19 protein-coding genes are annotated in these 15,917 nt (G+C 66.3%); 12 read left to right on the forward strand and 7 right to left on the reverse strand.

What is annotated here, in order from left to right; genetic code table 11:
- Positions 1-10 precede the first annotated feature (10 nt).
- The 11 genes from mltG to AB3147_RS11855 all read left to right on the forward strand — a co-directional run bounded on the left by mltG (position 11) and on the right by AB3147_RS11855 (position 10,315).
- Entirely contained in the window at positions 11-1,117 is a 1,107-nt protein-coding gene (gene mltG, locus AB3147_RS11805) for an endolytic transglycosylase MltG (RefSeq protein ID WP_367351995.1), read from the forward strand.
- Positions 1,114-1,737, forward strand: coding sequence for a dTMP kinase (gene tmk, locus AB3147_RS11810; protein ID WP_175121902.1), 624 nt, complete (start codon positions 1,114-1,116; stop codon positions 1,735-1,737). Before mltG ends, tmk begins: the two co-directional genes overlap by 4 nt.
- Positions 1,734-2,783, forward strand: a complete 1,050-nt coding sequence (holB, locus tag AB3147_RS11815; protein WP_175139183.1) for a DNA polymerase III subunit delta' — start codon at positions 1,734-1,736, stop codon at positions 2,781-2,783. The genes tmk and holB overlap by 4 nt, the downstream gene beginning before the upstream one ends.
- Before the next feature lie 17 nt (positions 2,784-2,800).
- Entirely contained in the window at positions 2,801-3,571 is a 771-nt protein-coding gene (locus tag AB3147_RS11820) for a TatD family hydrolase (protein ID WP_175186124.1), read from the forward strand.
- 38 nt (positions 3,572-3,609) lie between these two features.
- Positions 3,610-4,488, forward strand: coding sequence for an ankyrin repeat domain-containing protein (locus tag AB3147_RS11825; protein ID WP_175121899.1), 879 nt, complete (start codon positions 3,610-3,612; stop codon positions 4,486-4,488).
- Between the two features lie 182 nt (positions 4,489-4,670).
- Complete coding sequence (locus tag AB3147_RS11830; RefSeq protein WP_175139186.1) at positions 4,671-5,411, forward strand: IclR family transcriptional regulator; 741 nt, start codon at positions 4,671-4,673, stop codon at positions 5,409-5,411.
- A gap of 138 nt (positions 5,412-5,549) precedes the next feature.
- A complete protein-coding gene (locus AB3147_RS11835; protein WP_175121897.1) occupies positions 5,550-6,293 on the forward strand; it encodes a transporter substrate-binding domain-containing protein in 744 nt (247 codons plus the stop codon).
- Positions 6,290-6,958: an amino acid ABC transporter permease gene (locus tag AB3147_RS11840; protein WP_056570374.1), complete on the forward strand. Its 669-nt coding sequence runs from the start codon at positions 6,290-6,292 to the stop codon at positions 6,956-6,958. The genes AB3147_RS11835 and AB3147_RS11840 overlap by 4 nt, the downstream gene beginning before the upstream one ends.
- Entirely contained in the window at positions 6,955-7,743 is a 789-nt protein-coding gene (locus AB3147_RS11845; protein ID WP_286898685.1) for an amino acid ABC transporter ATP-binding protein, read from the forward strand. Before AB3147_RS11840 ends, AB3147_RS11845 begins: the two co-directional genes overlap by 4 nt.
- Entirely contained in the window at positions 7,740-8,687 is a 948-nt protein-coding gene (gene hutG / locus AB3147_RS11850; RefSeq protein ID WP_367351996.1) for a formimidoylglutamase, read from the forward strand. Before AB3147_RS11845 ends, hutG begins: the two co-directional genes overlap by 4 nt.
- 338 nt (positions 8,688-9,025) lie before the next feature.
- On the forward strand, positions 9,026-10,315 hold the full coding sequence (locus AB3147_RS11855) for a Glu/Leu/Phe/Val family dehydrogenase (RefSeq protein WP_175121895.1): 1,290 nt from the start codon (positions 9,026-9,028) through the stop codon (positions 10,313-10,315).
- Between the two features lie 186 nt (positions 10,316-10,501).
- On the opposite strand, the gene AB3147_RS11860 is transcribed toward AB3147_RS11855, so the two are convergent.
- The 6 genes from AB3147_RS11860 to AB3147_RS11885 all read right to left on the reverse strand — a co-directional run bounded on the left by AB3147_RS11860 (position 10,502) and on the right by AB3147_RS11885 (position 14,690).
- Complete coding sequence (locus AB3147_RS11860; RefSeq protein ID WP_175121894.1) at positions 10,502-11,320, reverse strand: RsiV family protein; 819 nt, start codon at positions 11,318-11,320, stop codon at positions 10,502-10,504.
- Between the two features lie 28 nt (positions 11,321-11,348).
- Positions 11,349-12,125 carry a lipoate--protein ligase family protein gene (locus AB3147_RS11865; protein ID WP_105238573.1) on the reverse strand — a complete coding sequence of 259 codons (777 nt, stop codon included), beginning with the start codon at positions 12,123-12,125 and terminating at the stop codon, positions 11,349-11,351.
- On the reverse strand, positions 12,122-12,397 hold the full coding sequence (locus AB3147_RS11870; protein ID WP_056318682.1) for a lipoate protein ligase C-terminal domain-containing protein: 276 nt from the start codon (positions 12,395-12,397) through the stop codon (positions 12,122-12,124). Before AB3147_RS11870 ends, AB3147_RS11865 begins: the two co-directional genes overlap by 4 nt.
- Before the next feature lie 38 nt (positions 12,398-12,435).
- Positions 12,436-12,900 carry a GNAT family N-acetyltransferase gene (locus AB3147_RS11875; RefSeq protein ID WP_367351997.1) on the reverse strand — a complete coding sequence of 155 codons (465 nt, stop codon included), beginning with the start codon at positions 12,898-12,900 and terminating at the stop codon, positions 12,436-12,438.
- A gap of 17 nt (positions 12,901-12,917) precedes the next feature.
- Positions 12,918-13,616, reverse strand: a complete 699-nt coding sequence (locus AB3147_RS11880; RefSeq protein ID WP_367351998.1) for a glutathione S-transferase N-terminal domain-containing protein — start codon at positions 13,614-13,616, stop codon at positions 12,918-12,920.
- Between the two features lie 168 nt (positions 13,617-13,784).
- The gene (locus AB3147_RS11885) at positions 13,785-14,690 is read right to left on the reverse strand and encodes a DMT family transporter (RefSeq protein WP_175186129.1); all 906 of its coding nucleotides are present in this window, start codon (positions 14,688-14,690) and stop codon (positions 13,785-13,787) included.
- A gap of 122 nt (positions 14,691-14,812) precedes the next feature.
- On the opposite strand from AB3147_RS11885, the gene AB3147_RS11890 reads away from it, so the two are divergent.
- Entirely contained in the window at positions 14,813-15,280 is a 468-nt protein-coding gene (locus tag AB3147_RS11890) for an Lrp/AsnC family transcriptional regulator (RefSeq protein ID WP_105238577.1), read from the forward strand.
- Here AB3147_RS11890 and AB3147_RS11895 read toward each other — a convergent pair.
- A complete protein-coding gene (locus tag AB3147_RS11895) occupies positions 15,277-15,768 on the reverse strand; it encodes a glutathione peroxidase (protein WP_367351999.1) in 492 nt (163 codons plus the stop codon). The two genes, AB3147_RS11890 and AB3147_RS11895, sit on opposite strands and share 4 nt — an antisense overlap.
- Positions 15,769-15,917 lie beyond the last annotated feature (149 nt).

Here is a 15,917-nt window from a genome sequence, read left to right on the forward strand (position 1 = left end):
TCCGACACTTATGAAGATGCGACTCCCAAATTTCGTCCTGTGGTTCCTGCTGCTCATCGTTCTGGCCGTTGGCGGCGCGGTGGGCGGTGCCTACATGTGGATGCACCGCCCGATGACGCTGGCGGCCGACAAGATTGACTTCGTGGTGGATCCGGGCAGCAGTCCGCGCACTGTCGCGCGCGCGCTCAACGTGGCCGGCGTGCCGATGTGGGAGCCCGGTTTCGTGTGGATGGCGCGTCTGTCTGAACGCGACAAGCTGATGAAGGCGGGCGGGTATCAGGCGATCAATGGCGATACGCCGTGGCTGCTGCTCGAACGCCTGGCGCGCGGCGACATGACCCAGCGCCAGATCACGTTCCTGGAAGGCTGGACCTATCGCCAGATCCGCCAGGCGCTGCGCGACAACCCGGACGTCAAGCAGACGCTGGACGGCGTCAGCGACGAAGACTTGCTGGAGCGGCTGGGCTCGACCATCAAGCACCCCGAAGGCCTGTTCTTCCCCGACACCTATATCTTCACGCCGGGCAGCACCGACTTTGACCTGCTGCGCCGCGCCTACCAGGAAGGCCAGCGCATCCTGAACGACACCTGGGACAAGCGCCAGTCCGACGTGGCCGTCGCCACGCCCTATGAAGCGCTGGTCCTGGCGTCGATCATCGAGAAAGAAACCGGCCACGGTCCGGAGCGCCGCCGCGTGTCGGGCGTGTTCACCAACCGGCTGAAGATCGGCATGTTGCTGCAGACCGACCCGACCGTGATCTACGGCATGGGCGAGGCCTACCAGGGCCGCATCCGCAAGCGCGACCTGCAGACCGACACGCCCTGGAACACCTACACGCGTCCGGGCCTGCCGCCCACGCCGATCGCCGCGCCGGGCCGCGCCGCCTTGCTGGCCGCCGTGCAGCCTGAACAGCACAAGTTCCTGTATTTCGTCTCGCGCGGCAACGGCACCAGCGAGTTCTCGGCCAATCTGTCCGAGCACAACCGCAACGTCGCCCGCTACATTCTGGGTCAGGGCCAGCGCGCCACGCCCGCACCCACGCCTACGCCAACCCCCGCGCCCGCCGACGCGCCGGCCGACCCCGAACCCGAATCAGCACAAGGACAAGATCAATGACCTCACGCGGACGCTTCATTACGCTGGAGGGCGTGGACGGCGCGGGCAAAAGCACGCACACCGACTGGATCGCGGATTTCCTGCGGGGGCAGGGCCTTGAGGTCGTGTCCACCCGCGAGCCGGGCGGCACACCGCTTGGCGAAAAACTGCGCGCGCTGGTGCTGAACGATGCCATGGGGCTGGACACCGAAACGCTGCTGATGTTTGCCGCCCGTTGCGAACACGCCCGCCAGGTCATTGAGCCGGCGATTGCGCGCGGCGCGTGGGTCGTCTGCGACCGCTACACCGACGCCAGCTACGCCTATCAGGGCGGCGGCCGCGGCCTGGGCGCCGAGCGCGTGGCGGTCCTGGAAGACTGGATGCGCGCCGGCCGTCCTGATCGGACCTGGCTGTTCGACGTGCCGCTTGAAGTCGCGCGGGCGCGGCTGGCCGATGCGCGCGAGCCCGACCGCTTCGAGCGGGAAGGCGCGGCGTTCTTCGAGCGCACCCGTGAGGCCTACCATGCCCGCGCCAAGGCCGATCCCGACCGCATCCGAGTCGTCGATTCCACCCGTTCCATTGCTCAGATCCGCGCAGACCTCGAGGCGGGCCTGCGCGAGCTGCTGGCCGTTCCTGCATGAGCGCGCCCCAGTTCCACCCCTGGCAGATGGAAACGGCCCGTGCGTGGCTGGGCAATCGTGACCGGTTCGCGCATGCCTGGCTGGTGCACGGGCTGGCCGGCATCGGCAAGCTGGATTTCGCCATCGCGGCGGCAGCCAGCCTGCTGTGCGAGACGCCCGAGAACGGGCTGGCTTGCGGCCACTGCGCGGCCTGCAACTGGTTCGCCAGCGGTAATCACCCCGACCTGCGCCGCATCCGTCCCGAGGCGGTGGCCGTGGAAGAGGGCGCGGACGCGGCCGAACAGGCCGAAGACGCCGAGCCGGCGGCGGGCGCCGCCAAGCGCGCGCCCTCCAAGGAAATCCGTATCGACCAAATCCGCTCGCTGGAATCCTGGTTCAACACCGCCACGCACCGTGGCGGCTGGCGCGTGGCGCTGCTGTATCCCGCCCATGCGCTGAACGTCGTGTCATCCAACGCCTTGCTCAAGGTGCTGGAAGAACCGCCTCCCCATACCGTCTTCCTGCTGGTCGCGGACGCGCCGGACCGGTTGCTGCCCACGCTGGTGTCGCGCTGCCGCCGGCTGCCGCTGCCCGCGCCCGATGCGGATACGGCGCTGCAATGGTTGCGCGACCAGAACGTGGAACCGGCGCGCGAATGGCTGGCTGCCGCAGGCGGCGCGCCGCTGGCGGCATTGCGGTTGGCGCAGTCGGGCGAATCCGCCTGTCCGGCGTGGCTGGGCCAGTTGGTCAATCCGTTGTCCAAGGGCCAGACGCCGGATGTGGGCACGCTGGCCGAATCCCTGGAAAAGGTGGCGGCGGCTGAATGGATCGATGCCTTGCAACGGCTCTACACCGATCTGATGCTGGCCAGCGCGGGCGCGCCGGTGCGGTATTTCCCGTCGCTGCAAACCGGTGTGGCGCAGGTCGCCGCCCGTATCAATCCCGCCCGCGTGGCCGAATCGGCCCGCTGGCTGACGCGCCAGCGCGCGCTGGCCACGCACCCGCTGAACGCCAAGCTTTTCGCCCACGCCACCCTGCAACGCGTGGTGCTATCCTGCCAGGCGTAAGCCCTACCAGACTCTCCATGTACGTCGATTCACACTGTCATCTGAATTTTCCCGAGCTTGCCAACGATCTGCCGGCCATTCTTGACCGCATGACCGCCAATCAAGTCACGCACGCGCTGGTCGTCAGCGTCAATATGCCGGAATGGCCCGGCCTGATGTCGCTGGTCGAGCCCGAGCCGCGCCTGTGGGCGTCGGTGGGTGTGCACCCCGACTACGAAGATACGCCGGACCCCACGCCCGAAGAACTGGTGCGCCTGGCCGAGCATCCCAAGGTCGTGGCCATCGGCGAAACCGGGCTGGACTACTACCGGCTGTCCGAACCGCTGGACTGGCAGCGCGAACGTTTCCGCCGCCACATCCGCGCCGCGCGCGACGCGGGCCTGCCGCTCATCGTGCACACCCGGTCGTCCGCTGAGGACACCGTGCGCATGCTGGCCGAGGAAAAGGCGGCCGAGGCGGGCGGCGTAATGCACTGCTTCACCGAGACCTGGGAAGTGGCGCAGGCCGCGCTGGACCAGAACTTCTACATTTCGCTGTCCGGCATCGTCACGTTCAAGAACGCGCAGATCGTGCACGAAGTGGCCGCCAAGGTCCCGCTGGACCGGTTGCTGATCGAAACCGACTCGCCGTACCTGGCGCCGGTGCCGTTCCGCGGCAAGCTCAATGATCCGTCCAAGGTGATCCACGTGGCCGAAAAGATCGCGGACCTGCGCGGTATCACGGCGGCCGAGGTCGCGCGCGCATCTACCGACAATTTCTTCAAGCTGTTCAGCAAGATCAAGAAATAGGTCATCCCGATTCACTGAATTTGCATCCGAGGACAGCCATGGCCATCCGCATCGCCTCCGCCCATCAAGCCTTACTGTCATGCGGCCGCGCCGGTCTACTGGCGCTGGCCATCGGCCTGGCCGCACCCGCGGCGCAGGCCGCCAATCCCGCCGATTGGTGGGTCTACGTCGCCAACGATTATCCCGACGACATCAAGGATCTGCTGGCGCAAGGCTCGGATCCCAACGTGCGCTACAAGAACGGCCAGCCGGCCATCATGCGCGCGGTCGTGGACAACGCCTGGAACGTCTTCGACGTGCTGGCCGCGGACAAGCGCACCGACGTCAACGCCGAGAACCCGGCGGGCGAGACGCCGCTGATGTACCTGGCCATTGCTGGGCAAACCGAACGCGCCAAGAAGCTGATCGCCCGTGGCGCGCAGGTCAACCGCCTGGGCTGGACGCCGCTGCATTACGCCGCGTCCAAGGGGCAGATGGAAATGGCGCGGCTGCTGCTGGCGAACAAGGCCATGGTCAATGCGCCCGCGCCCAATGGCGAGACGCCGCTGATGATGGCGGCGCTGTCCGGCCGCAAGCCCATGGTGGAGCTGCTGCTCAAGGCCGGCGCCGACGTCACCACGCAGGACACGAAGGGGCAGGACGCCGCCGCGTGGGCGGCCACGGGCAAGTCGGCGTCGCTCGCCGCCGAGCTGACGGCCTTGGTCAAGAAGGAAGAGGACGCCAGGCGCAAACGCCGCGCAGCGGCGCAGGGCGCGCCCCAGCAAGCGGATACCGCGCCGGCGGCTGAGGCGCCGGCGGCGGTTCCAGCGCCTGCGGCCCCGTCGGCGCCGGCGCCGGCCGCTGCGGCGCCCGGTGGTGGTGTGAAGGGCGTCTCCGGCGTCGGGCTGTCGGATTACGAGAAGCCCCCCGCGCCGTGACTGATCGCCGGTAGATTCGGAAACGTCCCGCTGCCGGCCCATCAAAACCCGCCTCGCGGCGGGTTTTTTTGCGCCCGGATTTCGGGGTTTTCCCTTGCGATTCTCAATCGATGGGAAAAATTAGAAGTGAAACCGCCACAAATTGATAATCTCGCTCCCATATTGCTGGGAGTTGAATCTTCATGTCGGAATCGTCTGTCGGGGCGGGCGCGGATCGCGTCCTGTATGTGCTGGCCACCCTGGCCCGGCACGACGGCCCGCTCAGCATTGCCGCGCTGGCCGAAAAAACGGGCCTGGCGCAGAGCACGCTCTACCGGCAGATCGCGCTCCTCAAGCGCTGGGGATTTGTCGCCGAACACGAAGGCGAGTACGGACCCGGCCCGCTGTGCGTGCAGCTCGCCTGGGGCTTTGACCAGTCGTCGTTCCTGATTCACGAAGCGCAACCCGACATGGCCGCGCTGGCCGCGTCGTCCGGCGAGACCATCGGCCTGCTCGTCGCCGTGAAGGACCAGGCCGTGTGCCTGGACATGGTGGAAAGCCAGCATCCGCTGCGCTGCTCGTTCACCAAGGGCCGCGGGCTGCCGCTGGCGCGCGGCGCGTCGGCCAAGTCGCTGCTGGCGTTCATGCCGCAGGCCCGCCTGCAGGCCGCGCTGACCTACCTGGCCGACGAAGCCGGCGTGGATGCCGCCCGCCTGACCGGCGAGCTGGAGGCCATCCGCGCGCAGGGCTATGCGGTGACCGACAGCGAAGTCGACGCCGGCGTCTGGGGCGTGAGCGTGCCGATCTTTCAACGGGCAAACCAGGCCGTGGCCTCGATCACGCTGATGGCGCCGTCCACCCGCGCCGCGCAACACCCGGACGCGCTGATCGAGATGACCCTCGCGGCCGCCCGCCGCATCTCGGAGCGCCTGAAGGCCGCCTGACGCCGTGTTGTCCGTCTTATCGAATACCTGTTTCACCTGCTTCATCGCTTAGCCCGTTCCCAGCCTCAACGATCGTCGTACCCACCGTCGTACCCACCGTCGTACCACCTGTCGCACCCACCTCCATAGGACTCCACCATGACCACTCGCCGCACCCTGCTGTCCGCCGCCTTGACCCTGAGCCTCGCCTGGGCCGCCGGCGCCGCGCACGCCCAGGAAACGATCCGCGCCGTCACCGACGCCACCTTCCCGCCGATGGAATTCGTCAAGGACGGAAAACGCACCGGCTTTGACATCGAGCTGGTCGAAGCGCTGGCCGGCGCGATGGGCAAGAAGGTTGAATGGATCGACATCGATTTCAAGGGCCTGATTCCGGCGCTGCAGGCCGGCCGCGCCGACATCGCGGTGTCCGCCATCTACATCACGCCCGAGCGCAGCAAGGTCGTCGATTTCACCGATCCGTACTACGCGGGCGGCCTGGTGGTCCTGACCAAGGCCGACGGCCCCGTCAAGTCGATCAAGGATCTGGATGGCCGCAAGGTGTCGGTGCAGGTCGGCACGAAGTCGGTGAACTACCTGAAAGAGCATTTCCCGAAGGTGCAGCGCGTGGAAGTCGAGAAGAACCAGGAGATGTTCAATCTGGTGCAGATCGGCCGCGCCGATGCCGCGGTGACGGGCAAGCCCGCGGCCAAGCTGTTCGCGCAGAGCACCAACGGCCTGACCGTGCTGAACGATCAGGTCACGACCGAGGACTATGGCATCGCCGTGCCCAAGAACAAGCCTGAGCTCACGCGCGACCTGAACGCCGCGCTGCAAAAGCTGAAGGCCGATGGCAGCTACCAGGCCATCGTGAACAAATGGTTCGAGGCGCCCGCGAAATGAACCTGGAATTTTCACCCGTCTTCGCCGACTTCGACGCGCTGATGCGGGGCGCGCTGGTCACCATCGAGGTGACCGCCGGCGCCTTGCTGCTGGGCTGCGTGATGGGGCTGCTGGTCGGGATCGGCCGCCTCAACCCGCAGCGCCGCATCACGTACCACCTGTGCAGCACGTACCTGTTGTTCTTCCGGGGCACGCCGCTGCTGGTGCAGTTGTTCATCTGGTTCTTCGGCCTGCCGCAGTTCGGCGTGACGCTCCCGGCGTTCGCCTGCGGCGTGCTGGGCCTGGGTATGTATTCCGGGGCCTATGTGTCGGAGATCGTGCGGGGCGCGATCCAGTCGGTGGATCGTGGCCAGACGGAGGCGGCGCGCTCGCTGGGCATGTCGTCCGGCCAGGCGATGCGCATCATCATCCTGCCGCAGGCATTCGTGCGCATGATTCCGCCGCTGGGCAACGAGTTCATCGCGCTCATCAAGAACTCGGCGCTGGTCTCGCTGTTGACCATTCACGATCTGATGCACGAAGGGCAGAAGATCATCAGCGTGTCATATCGCTCGCTGGAAACCTACCTGGTGGTGGCTTTGATCTATCTGGCGCTGACCACGACCGCCATGGTGATTTTGCGCAAGATCGAGCATCGTCTGCGCGCGGGAGGGATGGTGCAATGAGCCTCGTCATCGAAGGTCAGGAAATGATCCGCATCCGCGGCCTGCACAAGTCCTACGGCGATCACGCCGTCCTGCGCGGCATCGATTTCGATGTGCTGAAGTCGCAGGTGGTGGTGGTCATCGGGCCCAGCGGCTCGGGCAAGAGCACCTTGCTGCGTTGCTGCAACGGGCTGGAAGTCGCCCAGCGCGGCACGGTCGATATCTGCGGCCAGACGCTGCAGGAAGACGGGGCGATGTTGCCAGAAGCCGAACTGAACCAGTTGCGCACGCAGGTGGGCATGGTGTTTCAGGGCTTCAATCTGTTCCCGCATCTGTCGGTGCTGGACAACGTGACCGTCGGGCCCCGCACGCTGCTGGGCATGGGCCGCGAACAGGCCAATGCGTTGGCGGCGGACCTGCTCAACAAGGTGGGGCTGTCGCAGAAGATGGCGGCCATGCCCGCCAGCCTGTCCGGCGGTCAGAAGCAGCGCGTGGCCATTGCGCGCGCGCTGGCCATGCAGCCGCAGGTCATGCTGTTCGACGAGCCGACCTCGGCGCTGGACCCGGAGCTGGTGGGGGAAGTGCTGCAGGTCATGAAGCTGCTGGCCCGCGAAGGCATGACGATGATGGTCGTGACGCACGAGATGGGTTTTGCCCGTGATGTGGCGGACGTGGTGGCCGTGATGGACGGCGGTGTCATCCTGGAATCCGGGCCGCCGGAGGTGATTTTCAGCGAGCCGCGCGAAGCCCGCACCCGCGAATTCCTGCAGGCGGTCCTGAGCGCCGGTCCGGGAGCCGCAGCATGAGCGCGCCGAAACTGGACAAGAGCCTCTGGAAGGCCCGCGACGACAGCGCCGAGCAGGGCGACACCCGCCGGCTCGCGCACATCGTCGAGGCCGAAGCGGGGCAGGGCGAGATGGGCGAAGCGGTGCTGCTGGGCTTTGCCTGCGATGCGGGCGTGGCGCGCAATCAGGGCCGGGTGGGCGCCGCCGCGGGGCCTGCGGGCATCCGCAAGTATCTGGCGGGCCTGCCGGCGCATGGGCTGATGCGCCTGCTGGATGCCGGCGACGTCGACTGCCACGGCGACAAGCTGGAAGACGCGCAGGAACGCCTGGGCCTGCGTCTGGCCGAACTGATGGGGCGGGGCGCGCGCCCGGTCGTCCTGGGTGGCGGCCATGAAATCGCCTGGGGCAGTTTCCAGGGGCTGGCCCGCTGGCTGGACGCGCGCGGCGACGCGGGCGCCGTGCTGGTGCTGAATCTGGATGCGCACTTCGATCTGCGCACGGGCCGTCCCGGCAGTTCCGGCACTCCGTTCGACCAGATCGCGACAGACAGCGAGGCACGCGGGCGTGAGCTGCAATACGCCTGCCTGGGCGTCTCGCGGCTGGCCAACACGCCAGCGCTCTATGCCCGCGCCGCGGAAATCGGGGCCGTGTGGATCGAAGACGGCGACATGCAGGAGCGGCATCTCGAAGCCCGTATGGCCGACGTGGACGCGCTGCTGGCCAAGGCGCAGCACGTGTATCTGACGATCGATCTGGACGTGCTGCCCGCCGGCGTGATGCCGGGGGTGTCCGCGCCGGCGCCTTATGGCGTGCCGATGGCCGTGATCGAGGAAATCGTCCTGCGGGTCAAGGCGAGCGGCAAGCTCCGATTGGCGGACTTGGCGGAGTTCAACCCCAAGTTCGACGTCGACGGCCATGGCGCGCGCGCGGCGGCGCGTCTGGCGTGGCAGTTGCTGTCGGCGTGACTCGGCGCGGCAGAGGTGTCCGACGCCTTTGCTTCGGTGGCACACCGTGAAAGCGCGCCTTACCCCGGTGTCCGACACCGGGGCGGTCTGCAAGGTAGGCGTGGATGTAAAGGGCGGTCTTCCAAAAGAGGCCGCCTTTTTTTCGCCCCGAGTATCCCGGCCGCAGGCTGGACGCCGCCAGTTTCGCGGCTTAGGATAGGTGCAGCTTCCGGGCCCGCCTGCGACCCGTTCGGTATCCGCAACGTTAATGCGTCCCTATTTAAAATATTTAAACTTTAAATAGGGACGCTATAACTTTCGTGGATAAAATGGCGCAACTTTGTCAGGAGAGCATGCTCATGTCTCAAACTCCCACCCATGCCTTGCCGTCTTATCTGAATGCCGAGGACCTCGGCCCTTGGGGTAATTACCTGCAACAAGTCGACCGGGTCACGCCGTACCTCGGTTCCCTGAGCCGGTGGGTCGAGACGCTGAAGCGTCCGAAGCGCTCGCTGATCGTCGATGTGCCGATCGAACTGGACAACGGCACCATCGCCCACTTCGAGGGCTACCGTGTGCAGCACAACGTGTCGCGCGGTCCGGGCAAGGGTGGTGTGCGTTTCCACCAGGACGTGACGCTGTCCGAAGTGATGGCGCTGGCCGCCTGGATGTCGGTCAAGAACGCCGCAGTCAACCTGCCGTACGGCGGCGCCAAGGGCGGCATCCGTGTCGATCCCCGCAAGCTCTCCGCCTCGGAACTTGAACGCATGACGCGACGCTACACCAGCGAAATCGGCGTCATCATCGGACCGTCCAAGGACATTCCCGCCCCTGACGTGAACACCAACGCCCAGACCATGGCCTGGATGATGGACACGTACTCCATGAATGAAGGCGCCACCGCCACGGGCGTGGTCACCGGCAAGCCGATCGCGCTGGGCGGCAGCCTGGGCCGCGTCGAGGCCACCGGCCGCGGCGTGTTCGTCGTGGCGTGCGAAGCCGCGCGCGACCGGAACATCGATGTGGCCGGCGCGCGCGTCGTCGTGCAGGGCTTCGGCAACGTGGGCGGCACCGCCGCCCGCCTGTTCCATGAAGCCGGCGCCAAGGTCATTGCCGCGCAGGATCACACCGGCACCGTGCACAACGCGGCTGGCCTGGACGTGCACAAGCTGCTGTCGCACGTGTCGCAGACCGGTGGCGTGGGCGGCTTCTCGGGCGGCCAGGCGCTGGACAAGGCTGAGTTCTGGACGCTGGAAACCGAATTCCTGATCCCGGCAGCCCTGGAAAGCCAGATCACCGTCGACAACGCCGCCAAGGTGCGCGCCAAGATCGTGGTCGAAGGCGCCAACGGCCCGACGACCCCGGAAGCGGACGACATCCTGGCCGAGAACGGCGTCTACGTCGTGCCGGACGTGCTGGCCAATGCCGGCGGCGTGACGGTCAGCTACTTTGAATGGGTGCAGGACTTCTCCAGCTTCTTCTGGAGCGAAGAAGAGATCAACCAGCGCCTCGAACGCCTGATGCGCGAGGCCTACGCCGCGGTGGCGCAGGTGTCGCGCGAGCACAAGGTGACGCTGCGCACCGCCGCGTTCATCGTGGCTTGCACGCGGATCCTGCAGGCCCGCCAGGTGCGCGGTCTGTATCCGTAAAGACTGAATCGGCGATGCGCCCGCGGGCGCGTCGCCGAGGAGGCAGAGAGAGACAAAAAAAGGAATCGCTCCGCAAGGGGCGATTCCTATTTGTGGCGCAAGAAAATGTCGGGCGGATGCCCGGCATTTTCGTTTGCGGAGGCCGGCCGGGGCCGTGGATTCATGAAGCCGGCCGCCGCGGGGGCTTTACGACGCCGGCAGCAGCTCCGGCTTGAGGATGCCGCGCAGATCCTGGTACGAAATCGCCAACTCAGGCTCGCCGTGCGAATACGGGGCGATGGAATAGGCGTCGTACTTGACCACGATGCCGTCCCGCGTCAGCGCGAAGTTGTCGCTTTCCTGGAACGGCCACATCTTGTTGTACGCCGCCGGGTCGCGCTTGGCGTCCGGGTTGCCGGTCAGCCACTTTGCGTGCGCACGCTGCAGGGCCGCAACGTACTCGGCGCGCCGCCCCGGGATCAGCGCTTCGTCCAGGCTCATCACGCGGCCGCGGCTGCGCTCCCAGTTCAGATATTGCGTGGCCGGAATGCCGTGCGCGGCGCCGGTCAGGTACTGCTCCGTATGCAGTTCGATGGCAACGATGTCGCCGACCGTGTCCTTCACGCTGGCTTTGAAGTAGGTCGCGTCGCGCGGGCGCGCCGTGGACCAGAAATACTTCGTGTATTCCGACAGCGTGTCGTACGGGCCGCGCCGGTTGGCGTCGGTGCCGGTCATGTAGGCGAGCACGTGGTCCACCAGCGCCGTCAGCTTCGGGATGCCCGGGAAGGCCACGCTGTCGATCTCGATGCGCGGGCAGTCGCCCTCGCAGCCCGGCTTGCTGGCTGCCCACTTGATGCGCTCGGTGGACAGGTCGCCCACCTTTTGGGGCGTGGCTGAAGATTGCGCGTTGGAATCGGCCAGCGTGATGTTCGACGGGGGCGTGCTGCTGCAGCCGGCGATGGCCAGCAGGGCGGCGCCCAGGATCAGACCGCGTATCGCGCCGGGCGGCGTGAATGTGCGACTCATGCAATTACCTCCAAAAACCGAGGCGCCGTCAGGGTACGACGCCTGTCCACTCGGCGCGGGAGAACTTTTCGTCCGCCTGCGCCTGGGCGCGCGCCAGCGTTTCGCTGCCTACGCTGCCCGGGGTCAGACGATGCAGGCCGGCAAAAGTTTCCACCATGCGGTCGATGATGACCTCGCGCGCCAGCCCGGTCTGCGTGCGCAGGGGGTCAACGCGCTTCTTGGCGCTGGTGGTGCCCTTGTCGGAGAGCTTCTCGCGGCCGATGCGCAGGACTTCGACCATCTTGTCCGCGTCGATGTCGTAGGACATGGTGACGTGATGCAGCACGGCGCCCGCGCGGCGGGCCTGCGCCGCGCCGCCGATCTTGCCGATGTCGGAGGCGATGTCGTTCAGCGGCTGATACCAGGCCTTGATCCCCAGGCCTTGCAGCGCGGTCAGCACCCAGGCGTCCAGGAAGGCGTACGACTCCTGGAAGCTCATGCCGTGGACCAGCGCCTGCGGAGCGCTCAGCGAATAGGTAATGGAGTTGCCCGGCTCGATGAACATCGCGCCGCCACCGCTCACGCGGCGCACCACCTCGATGCCGTGGCGCGCAGCGCCGTCCGGATCGACTTCGTTCTTCAGCGATTGAAAGCGGCCGATCACGACGGCCGGCGCCGACCATTCCCAGATGCGCAGCGTGGGCGGCCGCTGGCCGGCGCCCACTTCGTCGGTAATGACTGCGTCCAGCGCCATGTGCAGCGCGGGCGGCTGCGGGCCTTCGTGGATCAGTTGCCAGTCGTAGTCGTTCCAGTCGGTACGGCTCATGCCAGCGCCCTCCGCAGCACCACGGCGATGGCTTCGGCCGAGAAGCCGAACATTTCGGCGTCGGCCGGCAGGGCCGATTGCACGGCCACCGCGAGTTCCAGTTCACCGGCGTCCGCGGGCATGCCGTTCAGGCCGCGGTTGATGGCTTCAAGCGCTTCGGGCGGCTCAAGAAAAAAGTCGCCGCTGATGCGCACGTCGGCCAGGCGGCCATCGCGCACTTCCAGATCCGCGACCACCAGTTTGCCGCCGGGGACTTTGTATTCGCCATGCAAGGGCATTGGGCGCTCCTTTCGAAAATCAGAATCAGACGTTACAGGCTGAGCTTCATGCCATCGTGGCTGGCCTTGAAACCCAGGCTTTCGTAGAACCGGCGCGCATCGGGGCGCGCACGGTCCGTGGTGAGCTGGACCAGCCCGCAGCCCTGGCTGCGGCACTGTTCGATGGCCCATTCGAACATGGCGCGGCCCAGGCCCGCGCCGCGGAACGCCGACGCGATGCGCACGCTTTCGATCTGGCCCCGCCACAGGCCCAGCCGCGACAGGCCGGGTATGAACGATAACTGCAAACAGCCCACCAGTTGTGAATCCTGCTCAACCACGGCCAGGAATTGGTTGGAATCCTGCTCAATTGCCGCGAAGGCCGCGACATAGCGCGGGTTCAGCGGGACGGAGGCGTCCTCGCGACCGGCGCCCAGGTCGTCATCGGCCAGCATGGCCACGATGGCAGGCAGATCGGCCGCGCGCGCGCGGCGAAAGACGCGTTGCGGTGCGTTCATGGCACGCTCCTTGGGCGTTAGCGGACGTGTTGGGCGGTCTGGCCGAACAGGATGAGGCGCGCTTCGTCGTCGCTGAGCGGGGGCGTGGTGTTGACCGTGTCGGCCAGCGCGTAGGCGCGTTGCGTCGCGGGGCGCGCGCGGATGGCGTCGAACCAGCGCTTGAGGTGCGGAAAGTCGTTCAGGTCCTGGCCCTGCTTGGCGTGCGGCACGATCCAAGGGTAGGCCGCCATGTCGGCGATGGAATAGTCGCCGGCGACGAATTCGCGATCGGCCAACCGTTTGTTCAGCACGCCGTACAGCCGATTGGTTTCGTTGACGTAGCGATCGATGGCGTAGGCGATGCGTTCCTGCGCATAGCCCGAGAAGTGGTGGTTCTGGCCGGCCATGGGCCCCAGGCCGCCCATCTGCCAGAAGAGCCATTGCGACACTTCTGCGCGGCCGCGCACGTCGGCGGGCAGGAACTTGCCGGTCTTTTCGGCCAGGTACTGCAGGATAGCGCCTGACTCGAACAACGGAATCGGCGCGCCGCCATCGGCAGGGGCCTGGTCGACGATGGCGGGGATGCGGTTGTTGGGCGCGATGGCCAGGAATTCGGGTTTGAACTGGTCGCCGCGGCCGATGTTGACGGGGTGAATCTTGTACGGCAGCCCGGTCTCTTCAAGGAACATCGTGATCTTGTGACCGTTGGGGGTAGTCCAGTAATAGAGATCGATCATGGGAGTGTCCTGTTCATCATGGCGCCGCAGGCAGCCGCCCGCGGATGGGAAGGGCCATGATAGCGGCGCGAACCGGACGCACGCCTGAATAACCGGGGACCGGGTGCGGGTTTGCCCGCAGGCTGCCTCAACAGTTCCTGCGGGCAAGACCCCGGTCATGCCGCCTGTTCAGACTGCACCGGCCCGCGGGCTGCGCGGCAGGCGCCAGTTCCAGTTCAGGCTGACGGCGGCGGCAGCCAGGAAGATCAGCGCCACGCCCGCCACCTGCGTCGCATCCATGCGATGGCCATAGACCACGAAGTCCAGCAGGATGGCGACCGCGGGATAGATGAAGCTGAGCGCGGCGGTGGAGGTGGTGGGCAGCTTCTGGATGGCCGAGTACATCAGGATGTACATCAGGCAGGTATGGATGAGGCCCAGCGCCACCAGATAGCCCCATTGCACGGGCTGCGCGGGCAGCGCGTTGAAGTCCGCCATGGGCAGCAGCATGACCGCGCCCAGCGTCACCTGCACCAGCGCCAGCACTTGCGGCGGGATGCCCTTCAGGCGCTTCACGATGATGGCCGTGATGCCATAGAGCGCGGCCGCGCCCAGTCCCAGCATCAGCCCCGAGAGATACGCGCCGCCGCCCGCGGCGCCGGTGTCGCCCAGACGCAGCACCAGCAGCAGGCCCGCAAAGGCCACGAGCGACCAGGCGACCTTGCCGCGCGAAGGACGTTCACCCAGGAACAGCACGCCCAGACCGATCAGGAAAAACGGCTGCACGTTGTAGACGGCAGTGGCCAGCGAAATGGACGCCAGGCGGTAGGCCGAGAACAGCAGCACCCAGTTCAGCACCAGCGCCGCGCCTGCGATCAGCGCCAGGGCCAGTGTTTTCGCGGTGAAAAGACCGGGCTTGAGCAGACCGCGCGCCCAGCAATACAGAAAGAGCGACAGCGCCCCGAAGACACAGCGAAAGAAGACCACGTTCCAGGCGCTTTGCCCGGACTCCAGTACGAAAACGCCCAGGGTGCCCGACAGGGTCATGGCGGCTGCCATCTGCAGGAGGCCGGTGCGTTCGGTTGAGGGGATCATGATGGTTCTCCAAGGGCCGTCTGGCCAGGAATTTGATGGAGAAATTATCCCAGGCAGTTCAATCTGCTTATATGATCTTGCGGTGGCACTTTCGCGATTCAACCTTGCTTTGGGTGGAATTTATGCAGAACGACCTAAAAAATGAAAGTCCGGTCCTGGATGGAATCGACCGCCGTCTGGTGGAGATGCTGTCGGCCAATGCGCGCACCACCACGGCCGATCTGGCGCGGCAGGTCGGCATGTCCGCGCCTAGCGTCGCGGACCGCATGCGGCGGCTTGAAGAGTCGGGGGTGATTCGCGCGTACACGCTGGATGTGGATCCGGTGGCGCTGGGTTATACGCTGGAGGCCATTGTGCGCATCCGGCCGTTGCCCGGGCAGTTGCGCCACGTGGAAGGTCTGATCCAGCAGATTCCGGAATTCGTGGAGTGCGACAAGGTGACGGGCGATGACTGCTTCATCGCCCGCATGGTGCTCAGGTCGATCACGCATCTGGACGGCATACTGGAGCGCGTGACCGAATTTGCCGAGACCAACACCGCCATCGTCAAGGCGCACACGGTGCGCAGGCGGTTGCCGCCACTGCGTTAGACGGGGGCGGACAGGGCCTTCTCGATGTCCTCGCGCAGGCTGGCCGGCGTGTCGGTGGGCGCATAACGCTTGATGACGCGGCCGTCGCGCCCGACCAGGAACTTGGTGAAGTTCCACTTGATGCCTTCAGTGCCGAAGACGCCGGGCTTCTCGCCCTTGAGCCACTGGTACAGCGGGTGGGCGTTTGCGCCGTTGACGTCAATCTTGGCGAACAGCGGGAAAGTGATGTCGTACTGGGTGCTGCAGAAATTCTGGATTTCGGCCTCGTCGCCGGGCTCTTGGTGGCCGAACTGGTCGCACGGAAAACCCAGCACGGTCAGACCGTCGTCGTGGAACGACCGGTAAAGATCCTCGAGGCCCGCATATTGCGGTGTGAATCCGCATTTGGACGCGACGTTCACCACCAGCAGCACGCGGCCGCGGTACGTTTCTAGAGACTGTTCCGTGCCGTCGATGGCGCGGGGGGAGAAATCATGGATCGTGCTCATGCGGGCTCCTGAAATCGGGCGTCCGTGCGCGGCGGCGCGGGCGCGGGGCAGACCTGCGAGTGTAGCGCCGGACAGGGGCGTGGGGGCTTTGGCGCCGCGAGGCCATGCCGGTTCTATGATGCGGTGTTGCTGAAGATCAGAGATGAGAG

Source organism: Achromobacter animicus (assembly GCF_040775605.1).
GTDB classification, from domain to species: Bacteria; Pseudomonadota; Gammaproteobacteria; order Burkholderiales; family Burkholderiaceae_B; genus Achromobacter; species Achromobacter animicus.